The sequence below is a fragment of the Cryobacterium sp. AP23 genome (assembly GCF_054075385.1).
On record NZ_CM133415.1, the window covers coordinates 3,112,177 to 3,135,647 of the forward strand.

Here is a 23,471-nt window from a genome sequence, read left to right on the forward strand (position 1 = left end):
TACGATCTCGAACACGAGGAAAACCCTCAGTTCCGAGAAAGGTCCAAAGATGAATCTGCTCGTTATTATCATCGCCGTCGTGGCCGTCATCCTGCTGATCACCGGCGGGCTCGTCGAGTCGCTCCAATTCCTGCTCTGGGTCGGTATCGTCCTGGCAGTGATCGCCGTCATCGTCTTCCTGCTCCGGACGATCTCTGGCCGCAAGGTCTGATTCCTCCCCGACACAGCAACGGGCCGCGTGGGTAACCACGCGGCCCGTTCTCGTTGCCGGACTCGGCCTACGGCGCCTCGACGACGGTGAGCTCGGGGCGCTTGGGCGGCCGGCCGTCGCCGGAGGAGCGGCCGGTGAGCCGGCGGCCGATCCAGGGCAGCACGTAGGCGGCGTAGTACGCGGCGGTGTCCTGGATGCGTTCGCGCGGCGGGGCCTCGCCGGCTTCACCCTCGGCCCAGCCGGCCGGGATCGGCACATTGAGCGCGGTCAGCACGTTCGTGGCCACCCGGGTGTGCCCGCAGGCGTTGAGGTGCAGTTTGTCGGCCGACCAGAACCGGCTCTGCGAGAGGTCCGCGTCGACCCAATTGTCGACCAGCGTCACGCCGGGCTTGCTGAAGGTCTCCCGGGCCGCCTCGGCGAGCTTGTCGCCGCGCTTCTGCATGAGCGAGCCGAGCGGCAGGTGGCGGGAGGGGTTGCCGCCGCTGAGCACCACCACGTGGATGCCGTCGGCCACTGCCCGGTCGACCACCCGGTCGAGCAGGTCGACGACGTAGGAGATCTCGACCCGGGGCCGCATCATGTCGTTGCCGCCGCCGCAGACCGTGAGCAGGTCGGGCCTGAGCGCGAGCGCCGGTTCCAGTTGGTCGTTCACGATCGGGCCGAGCAATTTGCCCCGGATGGCGAGGTTCGCGTACGACACCGGCTCGGCCGCGGCCGCGGCCAGGCCGAGCGCGACGAGGTCGGCCCATCCGCGCACCTGGCCGTCGGGCAGGTCGTCGCCGACGCCCTCGGTGAAGCTGTCACCGATCGCCACATACCGGCGATACGGCTGTCGGCTCGCCTGCGGGTCGGTCTGCTGCGGAGCGGGGATGGCGTTCGTGGGTTACTCCTTGGGGAGGTTGAGCCGGGTGACGATGGCGTCGCGGGCCTGCTGGGCGGCGCGGCGGACGTCCTTGTCGGGATCGCGCAGGCGCACCGAGATGGTGGGGATGTCCTGTTCGCGGCCCTGCAGGGCGAGGGCGTTGAGGGCGGCGACCCGCACGCGGGGCACCTCGTCGGTGGTGGCCTTCACGAGCTTGGGCGCAACATCGAGCTTCCGCAGCATGACGACCTTCGCGCACATCTCGCGGATGCGCCAGGCCTCGTTGTTCAGGCCGACGACCACGTACGGGGCCGCGGAGTCGTTCCAGACGTGCAGCAGGGCGCGGGCGCCCCACAGCTCGGGCCAGTAGAGGGCGGGGGCGCCTTCGAGGATGCCGAGCGCGTGCCGGCCGCCGACGTAGAGCAGGAAGTCCTTGCCGGCGTTCTTGCCGCGCATCAGGGCGACGGAGTGATCGACGACGACCGACTCGCCGTAGTGCTCGACGGCCTTGGCGAGGCGTTCGGCCGTGGGCAGGTCGATCGGGAGTTCAGGGTGGGGGGTCAATTTGTTATGCATAACGAGTCCACGTTATCCCTCACACCGGGTCGCCGACGAATGCGTGTGCCCAGTCGGCGCAAGGAATCCGCGGGTCCGGGCCGCCGTCCAGGCCGCATCCTCGGCTGTCGACACAATTTGTCACATTAATTTGGTCGCGGGCGCGCGGATTGACACACTCGGAAGGACTGCGGTAGTAGGCCGCCGTGAACCCTCAGGACCACCGTGATATCCGTAGACCATGTTTCCAAGACCTTCCGCTCCGGTGGCACTGTCACCGCTGCCCTGCAGGACGTCTCCCTCGACGTCGCCGAGGGAGAGATCTTCGGCGTGATCGGCCAGAGCGGCGCGGGCAAGAGCACCCTGATCCGGGCCGTGAACCTGCTCGAACGACCCGACTCCGGCACCGTGACGGTGGACGGTGACGAGCTCACCGCGCTTTCGCCCGCCGCGCTGCGAACCGCCCGCCGCAAGATCGGCATGGTGTTCCAGCACTTCAACCTGCTCGCCGGGCGCACCGTGCGCGGCAATGTGGAACTCGGCCTGGAAATCATCGGCGTCGACGGCGCCCAGCGCCGCAGCCGGGCGCTGGAGATCCTCGACCTCGTCGGCCTGAACGACAAGGCCGGCGCCTACCCCGCCGAACTCTCCGGCGGGCAGAAGCAGCGGGTCGGCATTGCCAGGGCACTGGCCGGCAACCCCAAGGTGCTGCTCTCCGACGAGGCCACGAGCGCGCTCGACCCCGAGACCACCCGGTCGATCCTCGACCTGGTCAAGAAGCTCAACACCGACCTGGGCCTGACCGTGCTGCTCATCACGCACGAGATGGATGTCGTCAAGCGCATCTGCGACTCGGCCGCGCTGATCGAGAACGGCCGCATCATCGAATCGGGCCGGATCGTCTCGCTGATCTCCACCGCAGGGTCTCGCCTCGCGCACGAGCTCTTCCCGCTCGGCGACGCCCCGGCCCGGCCGGGCGACACCGTCATCGACATCACCTTCAGCGGCGGGTCGGCCGACACCCCAGTGATCGCGCAGCTGGCCCGCACCTACGGCCTGGACGTGTCGATCCTCGGCGCCGCCATCGAAACCATCGGTGGCAACCAGGCCGGCCGCACCCGGCTGGCCCTGCCGGGCAGCCCGGCCGGGAACGCCCGGCCCATCGAGGACCTGCGCAGCCAGGGCATGCTCGTCGAAATCGTGGGGGAGTAACCGTGATCGATCCATCCGCACCCGACTTCTGGTCGGGCCTGTTCCAGGTGCTGCTCGTCGGCACCGGCCAGACCCTCTATATGGTCGGCGTCTCGCTGCTCATCACGATCATCGTGGGCCTGCCGCTGGGCATCGTGCTCGTCGGCACCGAACCCGGCGGCCTGTTCGAGAGCCCGTTCGGGTCCCGCCGGCTCGGCCGGGTGATCAACCGGGTCCTCGAGTTCATCGTGAACCTCGGCCGCAGCGTGCCGTTCATCATCCTGATGGTGGCCCTGATCCCGTTCACCCGGCTCGTGGTGGGCACCTTCATCGGCCCCACCGCCGCGATCGTGCCGCTGGCCGTCGTGGCCATCCCGTTCTTCGCCCGCATGGTGGAGATCGCGATCAAGGAGGTAGACACCGGCCTGATCGAGGCGGCCGAGTCGCTCGGCGCGACCCGCTGGCAGATCGTGTCCAAGGTGCTCGTGCCCGAGGCACTGTCCCCGATGATCCTGGGCCTGTCGACGACGGTGACGTCGATCATCAACTTCTCGGCCATGGTCGGCACCGTTGCCGGCGGGGGACTGGGCGATGTGGCCGTGCGGTACGGCTATCAGCGCTACAGCACCATCCACATGGTCGCCGTGATCATCGTGATCTTCGTGATCGTGATGGTGCTGCAGGGGCTGGCAACGCTGCTGGCCAAGCGGTTCGCGCACAAGTCCCGGCCGACCCGGGCCGACAAGGCCCTGCCGGCCCTCCGCGCCAGCGTCATCTCCGGCGCCTGACCCAGACCCATCCCGACCGCGCCGAAGTCAGCATGACGGCGCGGACACCACCCCCACCGAGAAGAGTCCCTCCCATGCAGTTCACTCCCCGCAGCACGCGCCTTGCTGGTGCCGCCGTTGCCATCTCCGCCCTGTTCGCCCTCACCGCCTGCGCCGGCACGGCCGACGAGCCCGCCGCCGCCCCGGCCGCCGCCGGCGACGACCTGGGCACGATCACCGTCGGTGCCCTGGCCACGCCGGCCGGCGACATCCTCAAGTTCGTCGAAGAGAACCTGGCGGCCGACGCGGGCCTGGAGATCAAGTTCCAGGAGTTCACCGACTACAACACGCCCAACGTGGCCCTGTCCGACGGCTCGATCGACGCGAACCTGTTCCAGAACGCCACCTTCCTCGAGACCTACAACTCGCAGGCCGGCGGCAGCCTGGTCAGCGTGGGCGAGATCTACCTGCCCAGTGCCGCGTTCTACAGCGACACCGTGAAGTCCCTCGACGACCTCAAGGACGGCGCCACCATCGCCATCCCGAACGACCCGACCAACGAGGGCCGTGCCCTCAAGATCCTCGCATCCGAGGGCCTGATCGAGACGACCGAGGAGCCGACGTCGATCGCCGACGTCACCGACAACCCCAACGACTACGAGTTCCGCGAGATCGAGAACGCCACCCTGCCGCAGGCCGTGCAGGATGTGGACGCCGCGTTCGTCACCATCTCCTTCGCGCTGCCGGCCGGCCTCACCGCCGACCAGGCGATCCTGATCGAGGGCAAGGACAGCCCCTACGCGAATGTGCTGGCCACCACCCCCGAGCTCGAGAAGGACCCGCGTGTCCTCAAGCTCAAGGAACTGCTGCTCTCCGACGAGACGCAGGCGTACATGGAGGAGACCTGGGGCGGACTGGTCATCCCGTCCGTCTGAGACCGATCCTGAACGGGCCGGCTCACCGAGCCGGCAACCGCCCCGCCCTCCCGTTACTGCCGGGAGTGGCGGGGCGTCGTCGTGACGGCGGTGATGTCGAGCTCGAAGGCCGTGGCCTTCTCGTACGGGCCGTAGGGGTCGATCTCGGCGAAACCCAGCGCGCGGTACAGCGCGAGCGCCTCCGGCTGGGCGTAGCCGGTTTCCAGGCGCACCGTGTGATAGCCGAGCTGGGCGGCCAGTCCCGCCAGTTCCCGCAGCATCCGCACGGCGTGGCCCTGCCGGCGATAGTCGGGGTTCGTCCACATCCGCTTGACCTCGACGACGCTGTCGCTGATGCGACGGATGCCGCCACCGGCGACGGTCGTGCCCTCGTCGAGCAGCACGACGAAGGCCCCGGTGGGCGCCTCGAACTCGCTCGCCGGGGCGTCGAGCACTGACTCGCCGGCGCCGGGACCGTACCTGGCCTCGTATTCCTGGCGGAGGCCGGTGAGCAGAGGGGCGACCTCCGGGGCGGTCAGGGCGACTTGTCGGTAATCCACCGGGCCCAGTCTGCCTGAGACTCCCTCAGCTCACAATTCCGGTGGCCCCCGGCCGGGGTCGGGGCGCGCACCAGCGTTCGCCGTCGTGGCGCAAGTACACTCGGTACGTGTCTGTGAATCCAGCAATCCAGGGCCGGGTCTTTCCCGCCGTGCCGCCGTATCTCGTTGGCCGGGAGAAGGTGCGCGAGTTTTCGCGTGCCGTCTTCGCGACCAACCCGATCAACTTCGACCCCGAAGCGGCCCGCGCCGCCGGGCACAGCGACATCGTCGCTCCGCCCACCTTCGCTGTCGTGGTGCAGGAGGCAACGCTCGCCCAGCTGCTGGCCGAGCCCGACGCCGGCATCGATTTCACCCGGGTGGTGCACGGCGACCAGCGCTTCAGCTACAGCCGGCCGATCGTGGCCGGTGACGAACTCACCGCCACGCTCACCGTCGCGAGCGTGAAGAGCCTCGGCGGCCACTCGATGGTCACCGCCGAGTCGAACGTCGTCGACGCATCCGGTGCCCACGTGGTCACCGCGACCTCCACCCTCGTCGTCAGGGGAGACGAATGACCTCGTACACCGCACCCGTCACGCCCGCCCTCGCCGACCTCACCGTCGGTGACATCGTCGCCGAGAGCAGCTTCCCGCTCACCCGGGACTCCCTCGTGCGTTACGCCGGCGCCTCCGGCGACTTCAACCCGATCCACTACCGCGACGACGTCGCGCACTCGGTGGGGCTGCCCGGCGTGCTCGCGCACGGCATGCTCACCATGGGCCTGGCCATCCAGCCGGTCGTGGACTGGGTCGGCGACCCGGCCCGGGTGGTCGACTACCAGGTGCGGTTCACCCGGCCGGTGCCGGTGGATGCCGATCTCGGCGCCGTGGTCACCGTGGTCGCGAAGGTGGGCGCGCTCGACGCGGACGCCGGCATCGCCCGGATCGACCTCACCGCCACGTTCAACGCCGTCACCGTTCTCGGCAAGGCGCAAGCCCGCGTCAGCCTGGTCTAGGCGGCCATGACCGAACCCGTGCGGCTGTCCAGCCTGACGACCCTCCGCGTCGGCGGCGCCCCCGCGCACCTCGTCGCGCCCGCCGACGAGGCCGGCCTGGTCCAGGCCGCCCTCGACGCCTGGAGCTCGGACGAACCCTGGCTGCTGCTCGGCGGCGGGTCGAACACCGTCGCCGCCGACGCCGGCTTCGACGGCACCGTCATCCACGTGCGCACCCGCGGCATCGAGGTGCTCGGGGCGGGCACGGATGCCGATGATGCTGACACCGCCGACGCGGCGCCAGCGGGCCGCCCCGTGCGCATCCGGGTGCAGGCCGGTGAACCCTGGGACGACCTCGTCGCCCACACGGTGGCCAACGGCTGGGCGGGCATCGAGGCCCTCTCCGGCATCCCGGGCACCAGCGGCGCCGCCCCGGTGCAGAACATCGGCGCCTACGGCCAGGAGATCGCCAGCAGCCTCGTTGCCATCGACTTCCTCGACTACGACAGCGGTGAGGTGCAGCGCCTCAGCAACGCCGACCTCGGCCTGGGTTACCGCACCTCGGTGCTCAAACAGGGCCGGCGCGGCGTGGTGCTTGCCATCGAACTCGAGTTGCGCGACATGACCACCACGGCTGCCGTGCTCGGCAGCGCCCTGAGCCGGCCGGTCAGCTACCCGCAGCTGGCCCAGGCGCTCGGCGTGCAACTGGGCGACCGGGTGCCGCTGGCCGACCTGCGCCAGAGCGTGCTCGGCTTGCGCGCCGGCAAGGGCATGGTGCTCGACCCGGCCGACCCCGACACCTACAGCGCCGGCTCGTTCTTCACCAACCCGATCGTCACCGAGAGCTTCGCCCGCACCCTGCCCGCAGACGCCCCGCGCTGGAAGCAGGCCGACGTCGAGCTGCCGGACCGGGTCATCCCGCTCGACGAGTACGCCGGGGTCGGCCCCATGCCCGGCGCCGAGGTGCTGCGCACGGTGAAGCTCAGCGCCGCCTGGCTGATCGAGAACGCCGGCATCCGCCGCGGGTTCCGCTTGCCCGGATCCGGCGCCGCCATCTCCAGCAAGCACACCCTGGCGATCACCAACACCGGCAACGCGACAGCGGATGAGATCGGCCAGCTGGCCCGGTACGTGCAGCAGCGGGTGCAGGCCGACTTCGGCGTCATCTTGCAGCCGGAACCGGTCTTCGTGGGCTTCTCGCTCTTCTCCTAACCGCGCTCGGCATCCGCGGAGCCCGCACTGACTTGCGGCACAAGCGCCCTTCGGTGCTGCTCAAGGGGGAGTTTGCGGCGACTCGGCGAAGAGTGTTCTCACGGCACCCGGGCACCGGGAGACGGCTAGAGCAGGCGCAGCTCCATCGCCAGGGTGACGGCGCGGGTGCGGTCGCCCACGCCGAGCTTCTCGAAGACGTGCAGGAGGTGCGTCTTCACGGTGGCCTCGCCGATGAACAACGACCGGGCGATCTGCGGGTTGCTCTCCCCGGCGGCGACCAGGCGCAGCACGTCGAGTTCGCGCGCCGAGAGCCGCGGCGCCGGGGCGGCATCCGCCCGCACCCGTTGCACCAGCCGGGCGGCGATCACGGGCGCGAGCACCGTCTGGCCGCCGGCGACGGACCGCACGCCCTCGATGATCTCGGCCTGCGGGGCGGCCTTGAGCAGGTAACCGCTCGCGCCGGCGGCGATGGCGCCGAGGATCTGGTCGTCGGTTTCGTAGGTGGTGAGCACCAGGACCCGCACGAGTGGGTTCTCGGCGAGGATCGCGGCGGTCGCCGCGGCGCCGTCCAGGTTCGGCATCCGCAGGTCCATCAGCACGATGTCCGGGCGCAGCTCCGCGGCCAGCAGTACGGCGGCGGCCCCGTCGGCGGCCTCCCCGACCACGCTGATGTCGTCGGCGGCACCGAGCAGGCCGACAATGCCACTGCGCACGATCGGATGGTCGTCGGCGACCAGCACCCGGATCACGCGGCGCCGCCCAGCAGCGCCAGGGCCTCTGCGGCCGGGGTCGGCAGGGTCACCCGCAGCACCGTTCCGCCGGTCGGGGTGCCCTCGACGTCCAGTCGTCCGCCCACCAGGTGCACCCGGTCGCGCATGCCGGCCAGGCCGAAGCCGTTCTCGGCTTCGGGCCGGTAGTCGCCGAGCCCGCGGCCGTTGTCGGTCACGGTGAGGGTCACGGCTTCCATGCTGCGTTCGACCCCGATCGTGGCCGCGCCGGCCCTGGAGTGCTTGCGCACGTTGGCCAGGCCCTCCTGGGCGCAGCGCAGCAGCACGACCTCGAGTGCCCGGTCGAGCGGGCCGGCGGGCGGCCGGCCGTGCTGGGCCGGATCGAGTCCGGCGAGGTCGAGTGTCACGGTGATCCCGGTCTCTCGTTCGAAACGTTCCGCGAGCCGCGCCACGGTGTGGGCGAGGTCCCCGTCGCCGGCCCGCACCGGCGCCATCGACGCCACGAGGGCGCGGGCCTCGGTGAGGGCGTCACGGCCGGTCGACTCGATCAGGTCGATGCTGTCGGCCACGGCGGCGGTGTCGCCGGGCACGGCCGCGAGTTCGGACCGGGTGCGCTGGGCGAGCATGACCAGGCTGGTCAGGCTCTGCGCGATGGTGTCGTGGATCTCGCGGGCCAGACGTTCCCGCTCGGCTGCGCTGCCGGCATCGCGGTGCAGGACCGAGAGTTCCTTCTGGGCCGCCGTGAGCTCGTCCACCAGCCGGCGCTGGGCAGCGCCGGCGTCGGCGATGCGGGTGATCCAGGTGCCCATCGCGAGCGCGAAGACGAAGGAGATCGCCTCGATCGCCGTGGCTTGGACGGCCGTGTCAGCGGTGCGCCCCATGCCGACCCACAGGCCGAGCCCGGCCGAGAACGACAACAGGGCGCTCAGGACCACTGCGCCGGAAAACGACGACGCCAGGGCCCAGAGGATCGGAAAGGCCAGCGTCTGCGCTGTGGCCAGGCTGGGGTCGAACGCCGCGGCGGCGCCGCAGGCCACGATCAGGGTGACCTGGAACAGTCGGGCGGCGGCGGGGAACGCCTCGTGGTCGAAGCCGGAGTCGCCGGCGCTTCCCGGCAGGTTCGGCGAGCCGAGCATCCGCCGGCCCCAGATCAGGTAGGCGATACCGATGGTCGCCAGCGAGAGCACCCCACCCGCGCGTGTGCCCGGACCAGAGCCAGGGCCGGAGCCGGAGCCGTCCATCGTGAGGAGTGCCAAAACGATGAGGGACCCGGCCACGATCAGGTCCCACCACCGCCGCGCGTTCATGCGCTAAGCATCCCATGCCCCCGGCGCATCAGGCGTCCTTGCGGATCCAGCGGAAGCTGAGCCGGCTACCGACCAGCCCGACGACCAGCCAGATCAGGAGGGCAAGCAGCACCAGGTCGAGCTCCCAAGCCCCGTTCTGCTCCTGGGCGGCGAAACTGTCGGGCAGGAACACTGCGCGCATGCCCTGCGCCATCCACTTGAGCGGGAACAGCCCGGCGAGATTCTGCATCCACTCCGGCAGCGCGTTGAACTGCAGGTAGACACCGGAGATGAACTGCAGCACCAGCACGATCGGGATCACGACCGCCGAGGCGCTGCGGCCCGACCGGGGCAGGGCGGAGAGGGCGATGCCGAGGAAGGCGCAGGTGATCACTCCGAGCAGGAAGACCCAGACGAAGGTCAGCCACTTCTCGGGTTCGGTGGGCAGGGCGATGTCGAAAGCGAACCTGGCCACGAGCAGCAGCAGGACCGCCTGCACGGTGCCGGTGACGAGCACCTGGCCGATCTTGCCGATGAAGTAGCTCAGCGGCGATAGCGGCGTGCCGCCGAGCCGTTTGAGGGTGCCGTCGCCCTTCTCGCCGGCAATGTCGATGGCGAGATTCTGCAGGCCGGAGAGCAGCATCCCGGCGGCCAGCATGCCGGGCAGGTAATACGCACCGACGCTGATCCCGCCGGAGCCGTCCGGGTTGGTGCCGATGTTGCCCTGCGCCGAAAACGCCGCCGTGAAGATGCCCAGCATGATGAACGGGAACAGGAACGTGAAGAACACAGTGTCGGTGGAGCGGAAGTACAACTTGATTTCGAAACCGATGCGGGCCAGGCCCAGGGTCAGGATGCCGTGCCGTGCCGTGCGGCCCCGGTCGGTGCGGCTGCTGCCGCGCTGGGTGGACAGGGTCTGGCTCATGCGAGCACCTCCGTGGTCTGTGCGTCGCTGGTCTGGGCGGCGGCGTGCCGGCGCACGAGGCCCAGGTAGATGTCTTCGAGGCTGGGGCGGATGACCTGCAGGTCGGCGGGTTCGCCGCCGGCCGCGCTCGCGAGCTCGGCCACCAGCCGGGCGGGGGTGTCGGTACGGCTCTCGTGCTGCACGCCGGAGGTGTCCCGCCAGCGCACCAGCGGGGTGCGGGCCGTGGGGCCACCGAGTTCGCCGATGGCCCCGATGTCGATGAGCTTGCCGCCCACGATGATGCCGGCCCTGTCGCTGAGTTCTGCCGCCTCGTCGAGGTTGTGCGTGGTGAGCAGGATCGTGGTGCCCTCGGCCTTGAGCGAACGGATGAGGTCCCAGAACTGGTGCCGGGCCTCGGGGTCGAACCCGGTGGTCGGTTCGTCGAGGAACAGGAGCTCCGGCCGGCCGATGATGCCGAGCGCGACATCGACCCGGCGCTGTTGCCCGCCGGAGAGCTTGTGGATGCGGGTCTTGGCCTTGGACTCGAGCCCGACGGCGGCGATCACCTCGTCGACCGAGCGCGGGTTGGGGTAGAGCCCGGCGAAGTGCCGCAGCTGCTCGAGTACCGTGGCGTTGCCGCTCTCGCCGCTGGATTGCAGCACGATGCCGATCCGGGCTTTCCAGTCCAGGCCGCCGTGCTGGGGGTCCTCGCCCAGCACGGTGACGTCGCCCTCGGAGCGGTCGCGGTATCCCTCGAGGATCTCGATGGTGCTGCTCTTTCCCGCCCCGTTCGGTCCGAGGAGTGCAAACGTTTCGCCGGGCAGGATGTCGAAGCTGATGTCGGCGACAGCGTCGACGTCGCCGTAGGACTTGCTCAGCCGCGCCACGCGCACCGCCGGAGGAATAGTTGTCATGCATTCAGACTCGTCCCCGGAGCGTGATGCGGCAACACCCTTCTGACCGACCGTGGTATCCACCGACCGGTGGAGTCGATAAGGTTCGACAACAACGCCATGGGGGGAAATCTTGACGAACGTACCGACCGACCCGACAGAACCGACCGCACCGACAGAACCGACCGAACCGGATGCGCCGACCGACGCTGCCGTACCCACGCCGCCGGTCGCGCCAGCTGCACCGGTCGCATCCGCTGCGCCGGGCGAACCGGGCGAACCGGGGGTGCCGCTGCCACCGAACTCCGCCCACGCCGTCTACACCGGGGCGCCGGGCACGGCAGCAGCCGGCTCACCGCCGCCACAGCCTCCCCGCCGGGGCGGACTGCCCCGCTGGGCATGGGTGCTGATCGGTGGCGCCGCCCTCGTGATGATCGCGATCGTGGTCGTCATCGTGATGGTGGTCAACACCGTCCTTGGCGCCGTCAGCTCCACCGCCGAGGGTGACCAGCCGTTCGCTGCCCCCACGTCTGACGCGACCGAGTCCGAGCTGCCGACCGAGGCCGCCACAACGAAGCCCTCCGTCAAGCCCACGGACAGCGCCGGCTCCGGTACGGTGACGAGCCTCGACGTCCAGGCCGACTTCGGGACGCCGTTCTGGTCGTTCCCGATCGTGGACGGCTGGGAGATGAGCGTGTTCGACCAGGAGGGCGTCAACCAGGCAGAGAATGCCGAGCTTGGCTGCCTGTTCACGACCTCGCAGAACCGCCAGGCCGCGATCGACACCGCCGCTACGGGAGACCGCAGCGACACCGAGGAGACCATCGAGACCCTCACGCAGCTGATGCTCGACTCCGTGGACGAAGCGGAAGTTGTCGGTGAACTCGGCAGCATCGACGTCGCCGTCGGCATGGCCGACTCGGCGGAGGGCCTCGAATTCGCGACCAGCCGGGTCGAGTACATCAACCCGCAGGACGGCAGCAGCTACATCAACGACATCGCCATGCGCGCCATGCCGGTCCCCGAGGCGTACCTGTACCTCGTGGTGAGCTGCCCCGCCACGGTGATCGACTCCGGCGACAGCCCCTTCGAGGACCTGCTGGGCCAGTCCGCGGTCGTCTTCGAGTAGACCGGCAGCTGTTTAGTAGGACGTGGTGAGGATATCGGGACGCTTGAGCCGCACGCGTCCTAATATCCTCACTATTTCCTTGGTTGTCGCCTAGGAGAACAGCTTCTGCAGGCGCTGGATGCCCTCCAGCAGGGCGTCGTCACCGAGGGCGTACGACAGGCGCAGGAAGCCGCTGGGACCGAACGCCTCACCGGGAACCGCGGCCACCTCGGCCTGGTCGAGGATCAGGTCGGCCAGTTCCAGCGAGGTGGTCGGCGTCACGCCACCCCAGGTGCGGCCGAGCAGGCCGGTGACGTCGGGATAGACGTAGAACGCGCCCTGCGGGGTGGGCGTGCGGATGCCGGGGATCTTGTTGAGCTCGGCGACGATGAGCTTGCGGCGCCGGTCGAACGCCACCCGCATCGCCTCGGCGTCGTCCTGCGGCCCGTTGAGGGCGGCGATGCCGGCGCGCTGGGAGATGTTGGACACGTTGGAGGTGAGGTGGGACTGCAGGTTCGCCGCGGCGGTGATGGCATCCTGCGGGCCGACCATCCAGCCCAGCCGCCAGCCGGTCATGGCATAGGTCTTGGCGACGCCGTTGACCAGGATGGTGCGGTCGGCCAGCGCCGGGACGGCCTCGACGATCGAGACCGCGCGCACGCCGTCGTAGGTGAGGTTCTGGTAGATCTCGTCGCTGATCACCCAGAGGCCGTGTTCCTCGGCCCATTCGCCGATCGCGCGGGTCTGTGCCTCGGAGTAGACGGCGCCGGTGGGGTTGGACGGCGACACGAAGAGCAGCACCTTGGTCTTCTCGGTGCGGGCGGCCTCGAGCTGCTCCACGGTGACCAGGTAGCCCTGGTCGCTGCCGGCGAACACGTCCACGGGCACGCCGCCGGCAAGGCGGATGGCCTCGGGGTAGGTGGTCCAGTACGGCGTGGGCAGCAGAACCTCGTCGCCCGGGTCGAGCAGGGTGGCGAAGGCCTGGTACACGGCCTGCTTGCCGCCGTTGGTGACGAGTACCCGGGTCGGCGGCACCGCAAGGCCGCTGTCGCGCAGCGTCTTTGCGGCGATGGCCTCGCGCAGGTCGGGCAGCCCGGCGGCCGGCGTGTACCGGTGGTTGCGCGGGTCGGTGACCGCTGCCAGGGCCGCCTCGACGATGTGCGCCGGGGTGGGGAAGTCGGGTTCGCCCGCGGCGAAGCTGATCACCGGACGCCCGGCAGCCTGCAGCGCCTTGGCCTTGCCGTCGACTTTGAGGGTCGCGGACTCCGCAATGGAGCCGATTCTGGTGGAGATCCGTTTGATGTCGTGTGCCACGCTTCGAGCATACGGGGCAGTCGAGCCACCCGACAGTGCCCCGCCTGCGGCCGCACGCAGCCCCCTCTCCGCCCGCAGGAAGGGCGCTGGCTTTACAGGGCACCCTCCGTCACCTAGACTTGCTCCGGTAGTTGAAATCTGCCAAGCTTTTTTGCGCCTATTTTGGTCGATTGAGCGAGACGGTTTCGCTGCATAGGGTGGTGGCTCAATTGGTAGAGCAGCGGTCTCCAAAACCGCAGGTTGCAGGTTCGAGTCCTGTCCGCCCTGCAAGTCGGTGGTATTTCCGCCGGCCCACGAAAGGTGTAACAGGTGGCCCGAAAAGTTATCGACGAACCCAGCGAGGAAATCGTCGCCAACGCCAGAGTGGCTCGCGAAGCAAAGCGCGGTCCATTTGCTCGGTTGTCCCTGTTTATTTCGCAGGTCCTGGCCGAACTCCGCAAGGTCGTCACCCCGACCCGCAAGGAACTGCTCAGCTACACCGCAGTGGTTCTCATTTTCGTCGTGATCATGATGGCGCTGGTGTCGGGACTCGACTGGGTGTTCGCACTCGTCGTCACGTACGTCTTCGGCACTCCAAGTTGATCCGTGCCGCGCGAGCGGCACCCGGACTGATCATGAACGTGGATCGGTGAGCATCCCAACGGAGCAGCCTCACGCCCACGCAATAGAAGAAGGATTGATATTTAGTGACTGAGACCAATCGCGACGACGTCGACTGGGCCACTGCCGCCGAGCAGTCCGCCAACGACGACGAGGCACAAGAGGGCAACACCCTCGCCGCCGACGAAACCTCCGTCGAAGCCGCCGAGCAGGTTGCCCTGCACGTCGAAGACGAGAACGCCGATATCGAAGACGATCTCGACGCCGCGCTTGACGCCCTCGCCGAATCATCCGACCCCGAGGCCGACGCCATCGTCGAAGACGCCCTCGACATCGACTCCGCCGACGAGGCCGAGGCTGCCGTTGAGGCCGTCGACGACGAAGAGGAAATCGACGGCGACGCATCCGACGCTGAGGCCGCCGTTGACGGCGACGCAGAAGCCGAAGAGGAAGACCCGTACGAGGCGTTCCGCAAGGAACTGCGTTTCCAGCCCGGCAAGTGGTTCGTCATCCACTCCTACGCCGGCTTCGAACGCCGCGTGAAGTCGAACATCGAGAACCGCAAGCAGTCGATGGCCATGGAAGACTTCATTTACCAGGTCGAGGTTCCGATGGAAGACGTCGTCGAGATCAAGAACGGCCAGCGCAAGATGGTCACCCGAGTGCGCATCCCCGGCTACGTGCTGGTGCGTATGGACCTCAACGAAGACAGCTGGTCTGTCGTGCGTCACACCCCCGGGGTCACCGGCTTCGTGGGCAACGCGCACAACCCCACCCCGTTGCGTTTCGAAGAAGCCTTCGGCATGCTCAAGGGCCTCGTTGAGATCAAGGATGTTCCGGTCACCAAGTCCGGTGCGCCCGGCAAGGCCGCCCAGCGCGTCCTGCCCGCCGAGATCGACTACGAAATCGGCGAGACCATCACGATCAAGGAAGGCTCGTTCGCGGGCCTGCCCGGTTCGATCAGCGAGATCAAGCCGGAGAGCGGCAAGCTCATCGTGCTCGTGTCGCTCTTCGAGCGTGAGACCCCGGTCGAGCTCAGCTTCGACCAGGTCACCAAGCTTTAGGTTCTGCACGCTTCTCTAGCAGGACCCTGAACCACCGGGGCCCATCCGGGCCACCGGGAGAGCGACCTTCGCGGCCGCTCGAACATCAATAACGAAGGAAGAACAATGGCACCGAAGAAGAAGGTTACTGGTCTGATCAAGCTTCAGATCAAGGCCGGCGCCGCCAACCCCGCACCGCCCATCGGGCCGGCGCTTGGACAGCACGGCGTGAACATCATGGAATTCTGCAAGGCCTACAACGCCCAGACCGAATCCCAGCGCGGCAACGTCATCCCGGTGGAGATCACCGTGTACGACGACCGTTCGTTCACGTTCATCCTGAAGACCCCGCCCGCAGCGGAGCTCATCAAGAAGGCCGCCGGCGTCGCCAAGGGCAGCGGAACCCCGCACACCGTCAAGGTTGCCAAGCTCACCAAGGCGCAGGTCCGCGAAATCGCCGAGGCCAAGATGGTTGACCTCAACGCCAACGACCTCGACGCCGCGTCGAAGATCATCGCCGGAACCGCCCGCTCCATGGGCATCACCGTCGAGGGCTAATACCCCTTACGTTCGATTCGTCGAACACCTAGCCGACAGGACAGACCGTCTCGGTCTGCCGACAGGCATCAAGTGGAAGAGCCAGCCAGGCTCACGAAAACCACGCTCTCAGCACATGCATCTACAGGAGATTCAAAATGGCACCCAAGTCAAAGGCCTACCGCGCCGCGGTCGAGAAGATCGAAGCCGATAAGTTCTACACCCCCACCGAAGCCGTCACCCTCGCCCGCGAGACCGGCTCCGTCAAGTTCAACTCCACCGTTGAGGTCGCGCTCAAGCTCGGCGTCGACCCGCGCAAGGCTGACCAGATGGTCCGCGGCACCGTGATTCTTCCTCACGGCACCGGCAAGACCGCCCGCGTCATCGTCTTCGCAACGGGCCCCGCGGCCGACGCAGCCATCGCTGCCGGCGCCGACGAGGTCGGTGGCGACGAGCTCATCGAGAAGGTGGCCGCCGGCTACACCTCGTTCGACTCCGCCGTCTCGACCCCCGAGCTCATGGGTAAGGTCGGTCGTCTCGGAAAGGTCCTGGGCCCGCGTGGCCTGATGCCGAACCCGAAGACCGGAACCGTGACGCCCGATGTGGCCCGCGCCGTGAACGACATCAAGGGTGGAAAGATCGCGTTCCGCGTCGACAAGCACTCCAACGTGCACTTCGTCGTCGGCAAGGCATCCTTCACCGCTGACCAGCTCAACGAGAACATCGGTGCAGCACTCGAGGAGATCGTTCGCCTCAAGCCGAGCTCCTCCAAGGGCCGCTACATCACCAAGGGCGCCGTCTCGACCACCTTCGGTCCTGGCATCCCGCTCGATGTGAACAGCATCTAAGCATCCCGCTAACGCGCTTCGTCAGAAGCGCATGGCTTGTGAAGGGCCCGTCGCGAGACGGGCCCTTCTGCCGTTCCCGGCCGCAAATCCGCAGGAGAATCCCGAAATCTGGGGCCAGTTCGGGCGGAATCCCTGCCTTCGCGTATTCTGGCGCACGGACTGTGCCAAGGTCGAAGCATCGGGTGTCTCGCGCCCGTGGCCCAGGGAGGGGAATCGTGGCGTCAACCGGCGGTGAAACGGTGTACCTGACTCTGCGCGCACGGATCCTCTCCGGCGAATTGGGTGCGAACACGATGCTGCGGGAACAGGCCCTTGCCGCCGAACTCGGCGTGAGCCGCACTCCCGTGCGGGAGGCCCTGCGCCGCCTCAATGAGGCCGGCCTGGTGACCTTCGTCCCCAATCGCGGCGCCACCGTGGCCGAGTGGACCATGGAGCAGGTACGCGAAACGTACTTCGTGCGGGCCGGGCTGGAGAGCAGGGCCGCCGGGCTTGCCGCCACCCGCATAACCGCGGAGGAACTCGACGCCCTTGCCGCCCTGATCGACGCGATGGAGCCGTTGGTGACCGCGGTCGATGACGACGGGATCGCGGAGCTGGGCCGGCTGAACGCCCAGTTCCACCGCATCGTGGTGGCAGCATCCCGCACCCCGCAGCTGATGATGCTCACCTCCAACGTCTCCCGGGTCCCGCTGATGGCAGCGGCCTTCCGGCGTCAGGGAGTGCAGTACCGGTCCAGGAGCAACCACCAGCACCGCGACATCCTGACGGCGCTGCGCACTGGGGACGCCATCTGGGCCGAAGTGGCCATGCGCTCCCACATCCTCGGCGCCCGCAACGCGGTCACCGCGGACTGACGGGTCACCGCTCGACGCGGGGTCCGGTTGGGGCGGGCTGGGAATCGTCGGCGAGGAGGCGCCGGCTGTGCGGGTGCTGGGGATTGGTGAGCAGCTCGTCGGCGGCGGCGTATTCGACGATCGTGCCGTCACTCATGACCGCGACCCGGTCGCATCGTGCCACGTTCGCGGCCCTGGCGGACGCCACGATGAGGGTGAAGCCGTGTGCGCGTTGCAGGGCGTGCAGCACATCCAGGAAGGAGGCCTCGTCGGCGGCATCGAGGCACCCGGTGGGGTTGTCCGCCACGATCAGCTGCGGCGTCAGCACGAGGGCGCCCGCGAGCAGCACCCGCTGGGCGGTCGCGGCCGACAGTTGGTGCGGGTACGCCGCGAAGACCGTGGCCGCGTCGTCGATGCCGACTCCGGACAGGAGCGCGAGGGCGTCAGCGCGGGCGCGGGCGCGGGTGCTTCCGGGCCGGCTCGCCGCCAACCTTGCGAGGTGGCGCCCGATGCGCACCCCGGGGTCCAGGCGGTGGGTTCCGGATGCGGCGAGGAACCCGATTCGGCGTCCCCGGAGCCCCCGGAACTGCCGCTCGGGCAGGCCGACCAGTTCGGTGCCGTCGAAGAGGATCGACCCGGATGAGATGGCGGAGCGCGGGGGGAGCAGCCCCGCGATGGCGAGGCAGAGCAGGGAGGCGCCGTCATCGCCGCCGTCGACGATCGCCAGGGCCTGGCCCCTGGCGACGGTGAGGTTGATGCCGGCCGTGGAGCCGCTGCCCGCCGGGCCCGCACCGGAGTGGAGACGGAGGGCCCTGATGTCGAGCAGGTCCGCCGAGCGGAAGCGCGTGGACGGCAGCGGGGAGGCGCCCGAGCGGGTGCCCGTCGCCGCTCCACGCCGCCCGGGCGCGGCACGCAGCGGCAGCGGGGACGTGGGCGGACCCGTGACCGTTCCCGCGCGCGCGACCACCGCCGCGACCAGGCCGATGATGCAGATCAGGGTGGCGCCCAGCACGTAGGGGAGGCTCTCGGCCGGCAGCAGCGGGGGCAGGACCGCGACGAGGGACGGTGTGCCGAACACGGCCTGCACCGTCAGGGAGCCGCCGTAGAGGGCGAGGAACTCGATGATCAACACCATCAGGATGAGCGGCAGCGTGCGTTCGACCACCCGGCGGATGACCAGGGGAATGGTGCGCCGGCCCTGGCTCTGGGCGGTCTGCACGTGCCCTTCGAAGGCGACGACGGGGGTCGCGGCGCGCACCCGAACCGCGATCACCGCCGCGGCGCCGAAGATGACGGCGGTGGAGGGCAGGAGCAGCGTGCTCAGGGCACTCACGCCGGCGCGCTCGCTCTCGTCGAGGGCGAGCAGGTTCAACAGTTCGCCCTGGACCGCGAACCAGAACGTGCTCACCAGCGCCATCCACACCACACAGACCACGCAACCGGCCAGGACGAGGGCCCGCAGCCGCTGGCTGATCCACCGGGTGTGCCGGGCGGCGAGCAGGCCGCCACCGATGCCCAGCAGGCCGGACAGGATCGGCGAGGCAACGGTTCCGGCGGTGGCGAGCGGAAGCCGGGCCGATAGCGGCAGCAGCAGCGCGACGCCGGGGCCGGCCAGCCAGGCCACCAGGGCCACCGCACCCACCAGGACGACCGACAGGATTAGCGCACCCAGCCATCGGGGCCCTGCCGCAATGCGCATGAGTGCTCGAATCTCTTGGTGCGGCCGAAACGGAACGGACGCGAACGTCAGAATCGGACTTCTGCTAACTGTATGCAAAAAAGCCCCCAACCGCCGCCATTTTTGGCGGATTCCCGGCCCCAAACCACGGGGGTGGCGACGCGTGTTGTATGCATGTTGGGCCCCGGCCGCAGAAAATCCCCGGTCAACGCCCCGACGGATCCGCCGTCGGCGAGCAGCGCGGCGGCGCGCCGGGAACAGGAAACAAGCTGGCAACACCGGGCGACTAGCATCCCAAACATGGTTGACCTCTTCAGTGGCTATGGCGCTACCTCCGCACCGCCCCGCAATCGAGGGCAGGCGTCGGCCTGGGACGAGATGTTCCCTGACCCGTCGTCGCTGTCACCGTCGGAGGCGCGGGCGGCGTATAAAGATGTCTACGGCGCGCTCGCCAAGATGACGCAGGAAGAACTCCGCGGCCGCACCGACGCGCTGGCCAGCTCGTACCTCGCGCAGGGCGTGACCTTCGACTTCGCCGGCGAAGAGCGGCCGTTCCCGCTGGACGCCGTGCCCCGGGTGATCGAGCAGCCGGAATGGGTGAACGTCGAAGCCGGCATCAAGCAGCGCGTGCTCGCCCTCGAGGCCTTCCTCGCCGACATCTACGGGCCCCAGGCCGCGGTGCGCGACGGTGTCATCCCGGCCGGACTGATCACCTCCTCCAAGCACTTCCACCGCCAGGCCGCCGGCATCACGTCGGCGAACAACGTGCGCATCCAGGTGTCCGGGATCGACCTCATCCGCGACGAGATGGGTGCCTGGCGGGTGCTCGAAGACAACGTGCGGGTGCCCAGCGGGGTCAGCTACGTCATCTCCAACCGGCGCGTGATGGCGCAGACCCTGCCCGAACTGTTCGTCTCCATGCGGGTGCGCCCGGTGGGCGACTACCCGAACAAGCTGCTGCAGGCCCTGCGCGCCTCCGCGCCGGCCGGGGTCGACGACCCCAACATCGTGGTGCTCACCCCTGGCGTCTTCAACTCCGCCTACTTCGAGCACACCCTGCTCGCCCGGCTGATGGGCGTCGAGCTCGTCGAGGGCCGGGACCTGTTCTGCTCCGGCGGCCGGGTGTGGATGCGCACCACCGCCGGCCCCACCCGGGTCGACGTGATCTACCGCCGGGTCGACGACGAGTTCCTGGACCCACTGCAGTTCCGCGCCGATTCCCAGCTCGGCTCGCCCGGCATTCTGATGGCCGCGCGCCTGGGCAACGTCACGATCGCCAACGCCGTGGGCAACGGCGTCGCCGACGACAAGCTGGTGTACACCTACCTGCCCGACCTGATCAAGTACTACCTCGGTGAGGACGCGATCATCCCCAACGTCGACACCTGGCGGCTGGAGGACCCCATCGCGCTGGAGGAGGTGCTCGACCGGCTCGACGAACTCGTGGTCAAGCCCGTCGACGGTTCCGGCGGCAAGGGCCTCGTGGTGGGCCCGGCGGCGTCGAAGGCGGAGCTGGCGATCCTGCGTCGGCAGCTGCTCAAGGACCCCCGCGGCTGGATCGCCCAGCCGGTGGTGCAGCTCTCCACCATCCCCACCCTCGTCGACGACGGGATGCGGCCGCGGCACGCGGACCTGCGCCCGTTCGCGGTGAACGACGGCACCGACGTCTGGGTGCTCCCCGGCGGCCTCACCCGGGTGGCGCTGCCGGAGGGTGAGCTCGTGGTGAACTCCAGCCAGGGTGGCGGCTCGAAGGACACCTGGGTGATCGGCCTCGAACCCGACTTCCACGGCCGGTCCTCCGCGCAGAACATCCAGGGGCTGGTGGCCGACCAGGCCGCGAACACCCAGTCGATCTCGATCATCCCGACCCGCTCCGTGGACCACTCCCCGCAGGACACCCCGCCGGGCGGCGATCAGGATCAGGAACAGCAACAACAGCAACAACGCAGCACGCCCGCACCCGCCACCCACGCCGAAGGGACCCTCGAATGCTGAGCCGCATCGCCGAGAGCCTGTTCTGGATCGGCCGTTACATCGAACGCAGTGACGGTACCGCGCGCATCCTGGATGTGCACTTGCAGCTGCTGCTGGAGGACCCGTGGATCGAGGAGAACCTGGCCTGCCGGTCGCTGCTGCACCTGATGGGCAGCCCGGTCCCCCCGGACCGCGACCTCACCCGCAAGGACGTGCTCGCGACCCTGGCGGCCGACCGCACGCATCCGGCCTCGATCGCCTACTCGCTCGGCGCCGCCAGGGAGAACGCCCGCCGGGCCAGGGAGATCGTCTCCACCGAGCTGTGGGAGTGCCTGAACACGACCTACACGAAGATGCCCAAGAACATCGCCAGCGCCAAGACGCACGACTTCTTCGGCTGGGTGCGCGAACGCGCCGCCCTGGCCGTCGGCATCGTGGAGTCCAGCGCCAGCCGGGACGACGCCTGGCAGTTCTTCACCCTGGGTCGCAGCCTCGAGCAGGCCGACATGACCGCCCGGCTGCTGGCCACCCGGTCGCTGACCGAGAACAGCGGGCCGTCCTGGACCACGATCCTGCGCTCCTGCGGAGCGTACGAGTCGTACCTGCGCACCTATCGCGGGGTGCCGTCGGCGCGGAACGCGGCCGAGTTCCTGCTGCTGGACCGCCTGTTCCCGAGGTCGATCGTGTACTCGATCACCCGCGCCGAGCAGTGCCTGCAGGAACTGGAACCGCGCACCGACCGGGTGGGCGTCTCCGACTCGTCGGCGCGCATCCTCGGACAGATCCGCAGCCAACTGGAGTACCGCCCGATCATGGAGATCCTCAGCGACCTGCCCAAGCACATGGACATGGTGCAGGACGCCACCAGCACCGCGTCCGAGTCGATCGGGAACCGCTACTTCCCGACCAGCGCGGTCCCGACCTGGACGGGGGAGGCCTCGTGAAGCGGCTGCGCATCCGGCACACCACCGGCTACCGGTACAACGGCGAGGTGGCCACGTCGTACAACGAGGCGCGGATGCTGCCCGTCACCTCACCGGACCAGTTCGTGCTCTACTCCAACCTCGACATCAGCCCGGTGTCGAGCAACCACAACTACGTGGACTACTGGGGCACCCGGGTGTCGTCGTTCGAGGTGCTCACCCCGCATGCCGAGCTCACCCTGACGGCCAATAGCCTGGTGGAGGTGTCGCCGCGGGAGCATCCGTTGCACCCGATGCCGTGGGACGACCTGGCGGCGTTGGTGGCCCGGTCGACCTCGTCGGTCGAACAGTCCTGGCAGACCCCGCTCACCGAGCCGCCGGCGGAGGTGGTGGACGCCGCCGCCGAGATCGCCCGCCGGCTGGACCCGTGTGACGCGGCGCAGGAGATCTGCCGGTTCGTGGGCGAGAACATGGCCTACGTGCAGGGTGTGACCGGGGTGAAGACCAACGCCCGCGAGGCCTGGGCCGACAAGCGCGGCGTCTGCCAGGACATCACCCATGTGGCGCTCGGGGCTCTCCGCTCGGTGGGTATCCCGGCCCGGTACGTCTCCGGCTACCTGCACCCCAAGCCGCAGGCTGCGATCGGTGAGACCGTCACCGGGGAGTCGCACGCCTGGGTGGAGTGGTTCTGCGGCGACTGGCGCGGCTACGACCCCACCAACCTGATCGACATCGGCGACCGGCACGTGGGTGTCGGCCGCGGCCGCGACTACAACGACATCGCCCCGCTGCGTGGGGTGTACGCCGGCTCCGGCGGGTCGCAGCTGTTCGTGAAGGTGGAGATCACCCGGGAGTCCTGAACGCCCGCCGCGTCTGATCGGCCGGACCGCGTACACTGGTAGTTGCACGCGCGGCATACCTGTCGCCGGGTGATCACCGACGCCGTACGAGGGAGCAGCACTGATGAGCATCGAAGACGACGCCGTCGAGGTTCGCGCACAGGGCTGGCGCACGCTGGCCGCCCTGCACGGGCGCATCGAGGCGGTGCTGGAGAAGACCCTGCAGGCCGGCTTCGACCTCTCGGTGGTCGAGTTCACGGTACTCGACGCCCTCAGCCGGCAGCACGGCTGGCACATGCGGATGCAGCAGCTCGCCCGCGCCGCAGCGCTGTCGAGCAGCGCGACGACCCGCCTGGTGAACCGGCTGGAAGACCGGGCGCTGCTCACCCGCATCCTCTGCGCCGATGACCGCCGTGGCATCTACACCGAGCTCACCGAGGCCGGCAAGGCGCTGCTCGCCCGCGCTCGCCCGGTCTACGACGACGCCCTCGCCGGCGCCCTGGCGGCCGCCGAGGAAGAACCCGAGCTGGGCCCCCTCGTCGACGCCCTGCACCGCCTGCCCGACCTCACCCGCGCCGCCGTCTAGACTCGCCCAGTTTTGCTAGTGCGGGAGGGGTCTGGACTAGCAAAACTGGGCCACTCTCGGCGCGCTCTTCAGTGACTGGCCCATTTTTGCTAGTGCGGAAGGGGTCCCGACTAGCAAAAGTGGGCCAGTCTT

At 69.0% G+C, this 23,471-nt stretch carries 26 protein-coding genes and 1 tRNA gene; 18 read left to right on the plus strand and 9 right to left on the minus strand.

The window, feature by feature from the left end:
• Nucleotides 1-49: 49 nt before the first annotated feature.
• Nucleotides 50-211 (plus strand): hypothetical protein, encoded by a 162-nt coding sequence (locus ACU5E9_RS14805; protein WP_297368812.1) that lies wholly within the window; start codon nt 50-52, stop codon nt 209-211.
• A 67-nt stretch (nt 212-278) separates the two neighbouring features.
• On the opposite strand, the gene ACU5E9_RS14810 is transcribed toward ACU5E9_RS14805, so the two are convergent.
• Both ACU5E9_RS14810 and ACU5E9_RS14815 read right to left on the minus strand, forming a co-directional pair.
• Nucleotides 279-1,025, minus strand: a complete 747-nt coding sequence (locus ACU5E9_RS14810) for an SGNH/GDSL hydrolase family protein (RefSeq protein WP_456810664.1) — start codon at nt 1,023-1,025, stop codon at nt 279-281.
• Between the two features lie 69 nt (nt 1,026-1,094).
• Entirely contained in the window at nt 1,095-1,637 is a 543-nt protein-coding gene (locus ACU5E9_RS14815) for a HEAT repeat domain-containing protein (RefSeq protein WP_456810665.1), read from the minus strand.
• A 216-nt stretch (nt 1,638-1,853) separates the two neighbouring features.
• Between ACU5E9_RS14815 and ACU5E9_RS14820 the strand changes: the two genes are divergently transcribed.
• The 3 genes from ACU5E9_RS14820 (at nt 1,854) to ACU5E9_RS14830 (ending at nt 4,521) form a co-directional block, all read left to right on the plus strand.
• Entirely contained in the window at nt 1,854-2,840 is a 987-nt protein-coding gene (locus tag ACU5E9_RS14820) for a methionine ABC transporter ATP-binding protein (RefSeq protein WP_456810666.1), read from the plus strand.
• A gap of 2 nt (nt 2,841-2,842) precedes the next feature.
• The gene (locus tag ACU5E9_RS14825) at nt 2,843-3,607 is read left to right on the plus strand and encodes a methionine ABC transporter permease (RefSeq protein ID WP_456810667.1); all 765 of its coding nucleotides are present in this window, start codon (nt 2,843-2,845) and stop codon (nt 3,605-3,607) included.
• A 74-nt stretch (nt 3,608-3,681) separates the two neighbouring features.
• Nucleotides 3,682-4,521: a MetQ/NlpA family ABC transporter substrate-binding protein gene (locus ACU5E9_RS14830; protein WP_456810668.1), complete on the plus strand. Its 840-nt coding sequence runs from the start codon at nt 3,682-3,684 to the stop codon at nt 4,519-4,521.
• 53 nt (nt 4,522-4,574) lie between these two features.
• Here ACU5E9_RS14830 and ACU5E9_RS14835 read toward each other — a convergent pair whose 3' ends face one another.
• Complete coding sequence (locus tag ACU5E9_RS14835; protein ID WP_456810669.1) at nt 4,575-5,060, minus strand: GNAT family N-acetyltransferase; 486 nt, start codon at nt 5,058-5,060, stop codon at nt 4,575-4,577.
• Between the two features lie 107 nt (nt 5,061-5,167).
• On the opposite strand from ACU5E9_RS14835, the gene ACU5E9_RS14840 reads away from it, so the two are divergent.
• From ACU5E9_RS14840 to ACU5E9_RS14850, 3 genes are read left to right on the plus strand one after another with little or no spacing between them, the layout of a single operon-like run.
• The gene (locus tag ACU5E9_RS14840; RefSeq protein ID WP_456810670.1) at nt 5,168-5,614 is read left to right on the plus strand and encodes an FAS1-like dehydratase domain-containing protein; all 447 of its coding nucleotides are present in this window, start codon (nt 5,168-5,170) and stop codon (nt 5,612-5,614) included.
• A complete protein-coding gene (locus tag ACU5E9_RS14845) occupies nt 5,611-6,054 on the plus strand; it encodes a MaoC family dehydratase (protein ID WP_456810671.1) in 444 nt (147 codons plus the stop codon). The genes ACU5E9_RS14840 and ACU5E9_RS14845 overlap by 4 nt, the downstream gene beginning before the upstream one ends.
• Nucleotides 6,055-6,060: 6 nt before the next feature.
• Nucleotides 6,061-7,245: a UDP-N-acetylmuramate dehydrogenase gene (locus ACU5E9_RS14850; protein WP_456810672.1), complete on the plus strand. Its 1,185-nt coding sequence runs from the start codon at nt 6,061-6,063 to the stop codon at nt 7,243-7,245.
• 125 nt (nt 7,246-7,370) lie between these two features.
• On the opposite strand, the gene ACU5E9_RS14855 is transcribed toward ACU5E9_RS14850, so the two are convergent.
• From ACU5E9_RS14855 to ACU5E9_RS14870, 4 genes are read right to left on the minus strand one after another with little or no spacing between them, the layout of a single operon-like run.
• Nucleotides 7,371-7,994: a response regulator gene (locus ACU5E9_RS14855; RefSeq protein WP_456810673.1), complete on the minus strand. Its 624-nt coding sequence runs from the start codon at nt 7,992-7,994 to the stop codon at nt 7,371-7,373.
• On the minus strand, nt 7,991-9,280 hold the full coding sequence (locus ACU5E9_RS14860) for a sensor histidine kinase (protein WP_456810674.1): 1,290 nt from the start codon (nt 9,278-9,280) through the stop codon (nt 7,991-7,993). Before ACU5E9_RS14860 ends, ACU5E9_RS14855 begins: the two co-directional genes overlap by 4 nt.
• A gap of 28 nt (nt 9,281-9,308) precedes the next feature.
• Nucleotides 9,309-10,184, minus strand: a complete 876-nt coding sequence (locus ACU5E9_RS14865) for an ABC transporter permease (protein WP_456810675.1) — start codon at nt 10,182-10,184, stop codon at nt 9,309-9,311.
• Nucleotides 10,181-11,077, minus strand: coding sequence for an ABC transporter ATP-binding protein (locus ACU5E9_RS14870; protein ID WP_456810676.1), 897 nt, complete (start codon nt 11,075-11,077; stop codon nt 10,181-10,183). Before ACU5E9_RS14870 ends, ACU5E9_RS14865 begins: the two co-directional genes overlap by 4 nt.
• 112 nt (nt 11,078-11,189) lie before the next feature.
• Here ACU5E9_RS14870 and ACU5E9_RS14875 point away from each other — a divergent pair, with 112 nt between their 5' ends.
• Nucleotides 11,190-12,185 carry a hypothetical protein gene (locus ACU5E9_RS14875; protein ID WP_456810677.1) on the plus strand — a complete coding sequence of 332 codons (996 nt, stop codon included), beginning with the start codon at nt 11,190-11,192 and terminating at the stop codon, nt 12,183-12,185.
• A 90-nt stretch (nt 12,186-12,275) separates the two neighbouring features.
• Here the strand turns inward: ACU5E9_RS14875 and ACU5E9_RS14880 are convergent, their stop codons facing one another.
• Nucleotides 12,276-13,478, minus strand: a complete 1,203-nt coding sequence (locus ACU5E9_RS14880) for a pyridoxal phosphate-dependent aminotransferase (protein ID WP_456810678.1) — start codon at nt 13,476-13,478, stop codon at nt 12,276-12,278.
• A gap of 194 nt (nt 13,479-13,672) precedes the next feature.
• Here ACU5E9_RS14880 and ACU5E9_RS14885 point away from each other — a divergent pair.
• The 6 genes from ACU5E9_RS14885 (at nt 13,673) to ACU5E9_RS14910 (ending at nt 17,360) form a co-directional block, all read left to right on the plus strand.
• Nucleotides 13,673-13,745 (plus strand) — tRNA-Trp (locus ACU5E9_RS14885).
• Between the two features lie 42 nt (nt 13,746-13,787).
• Nucleotides 13,788-14,060 carry a preprotein translocase subunit SecE gene (secE, locus tag ACU5E9_RS14890; RefSeq protein ID WP_456810679.1) on the plus strand — a complete coding sequence of 91 codons (273 nt, stop codon included), beginning with the start codon at nt 13,788-13,790 and terminating at the stop codon, nt 14,058-14,060.
• A gap of 104 nt (nt 14,061-14,164) precedes the next feature.
• Nucleotides 14,165-15,142 carry a transcription termination/antitermination protein NusG gene (gene nusG, locus ACU5E9_RS14895; protein WP_456810680.1) on the plus strand — a complete coding sequence of 326 codons (978 nt, stop codon included), beginning with the start codon at nt 14,165-14,167 and terminating at the stop codon, nt 15,140-15,142.
• A 105-nt stretch (nt 15,143-15,247) separates the two neighbouring features.
• Nucleotides 15,248-15,679, plus strand: a complete 432-nt coding sequence (gene rplK, locus ACU5E9_RS14900) for a 50S ribosomal protein L11 (RefSeq protein WP_066592266.1) — start codon at nt 15,248-15,250, stop codon at nt 15,677-15,679.
• A gap of 137 nt (nt 15,680-15,816) precedes the next feature.
• On the plus strand, nt 15,817-16,506 hold the full coding sequence (gene rplA, locus ACU5E9_RS14905; RefSeq protein ID WP_456810681.1) for a 50S ribosomal protein L1: 690 nt from the start codon (nt 15,817-15,819) through the stop codon (nt 16,504-16,506).
• A gap of 215 nt (nt 16,507-16,721) precedes the next feature.
• On the plus strand, nt 16,722-17,360 hold the full coding sequence (locus ACU5E9_RS14910; protein WP_456810682.1) for a GntR family transcriptional regulator: 639 nt from the start codon (nt 16,722-16,724) through the stop codon (nt 17,358-17,360).
• Nucleotides 17,361-17,364: 4 nt separating this feature from the next.
• Here the strand turns inward: ACU5E9_RS14910 and ACU5E9_RS14915 are convergent, their stop codons facing one another.
• On the minus strand, nt 17,365-19,038 hold the full coding sequence (locus ACU5E9_RS14915) for an ATP-binding cassette domain-containing protein (protein ID WP_456810683.1): 1,674 nt from the start codon (nt 19,036-19,038) through the stop codon (nt 17,365-17,367).
• Nucleotides 19,039-19,317: 279 nt separating this feature from the next.
• On the opposite strand from ACU5E9_RS14915, the gene ACU5E9_RS14920 reads away from it, so the two are divergent.
• The 4 genes from ACU5E9_RS14920 to ACU5E9_RS14935 all read left to right on the plus strand — a co-directional run bounded on the left by ACU5E9_RS14920 (nt 19,318) and on the right by ACU5E9_RS14935 (nt 23,339).
• Complete coding sequence (locus ACU5E9_RS14920; protein WP_456810684.1) at nt 19,318-21,012, plus strand: circularly permuted type 2 ATP-grasp protein; 1,695 nt, start codon at nt 19,318-19,320, stop codon at nt 21,010-21,012.
• Nucleotides 21,006-21,935, plus strand: coding sequence for an alpha-E domain-containing protein (locus ACU5E9_RS14925; protein WP_456810685.1), 930 nt, complete (start codon nt 21,006-21,008; stop codon nt 21,933-21,935). The genes ACU5E9_RS14920 and ACU5E9_RS14925 overlap by 7 nt, the downstream gene beginning before the upstream one ends.
• Entirely contained in the window at nt 21,932-22,774 is an 843-nt protein-coding gene (locus ACU5E9_RS14930) for a transglutaminase family protein (protein WP_456810686.1), read from the plus strand. The genes ACU5E9_RS14925 and ACU5E9_RS14930 overlap by 4 nt, the downstream gene beginning before the upstream one ends.
• 103 nt (nt 22,775-22,877) lie before the next feature.
• Nucleotides 22,878-23,339 carry a MarR family winged helix-turn-helix transcriptional regulator gene (locus ACU5E9_RS14935; RefSeq protein WP_456810687.1) on the plus strand — a complete coding sequence of 154 codons (462 nt, stop codon included), beginning with the start codon at nt 22,878-22,880 and terminating at the stop codon, nt 23,337-23,339.
• Nucleotides 23,340-23,471 lie beyond the last annotated feature (132 nt).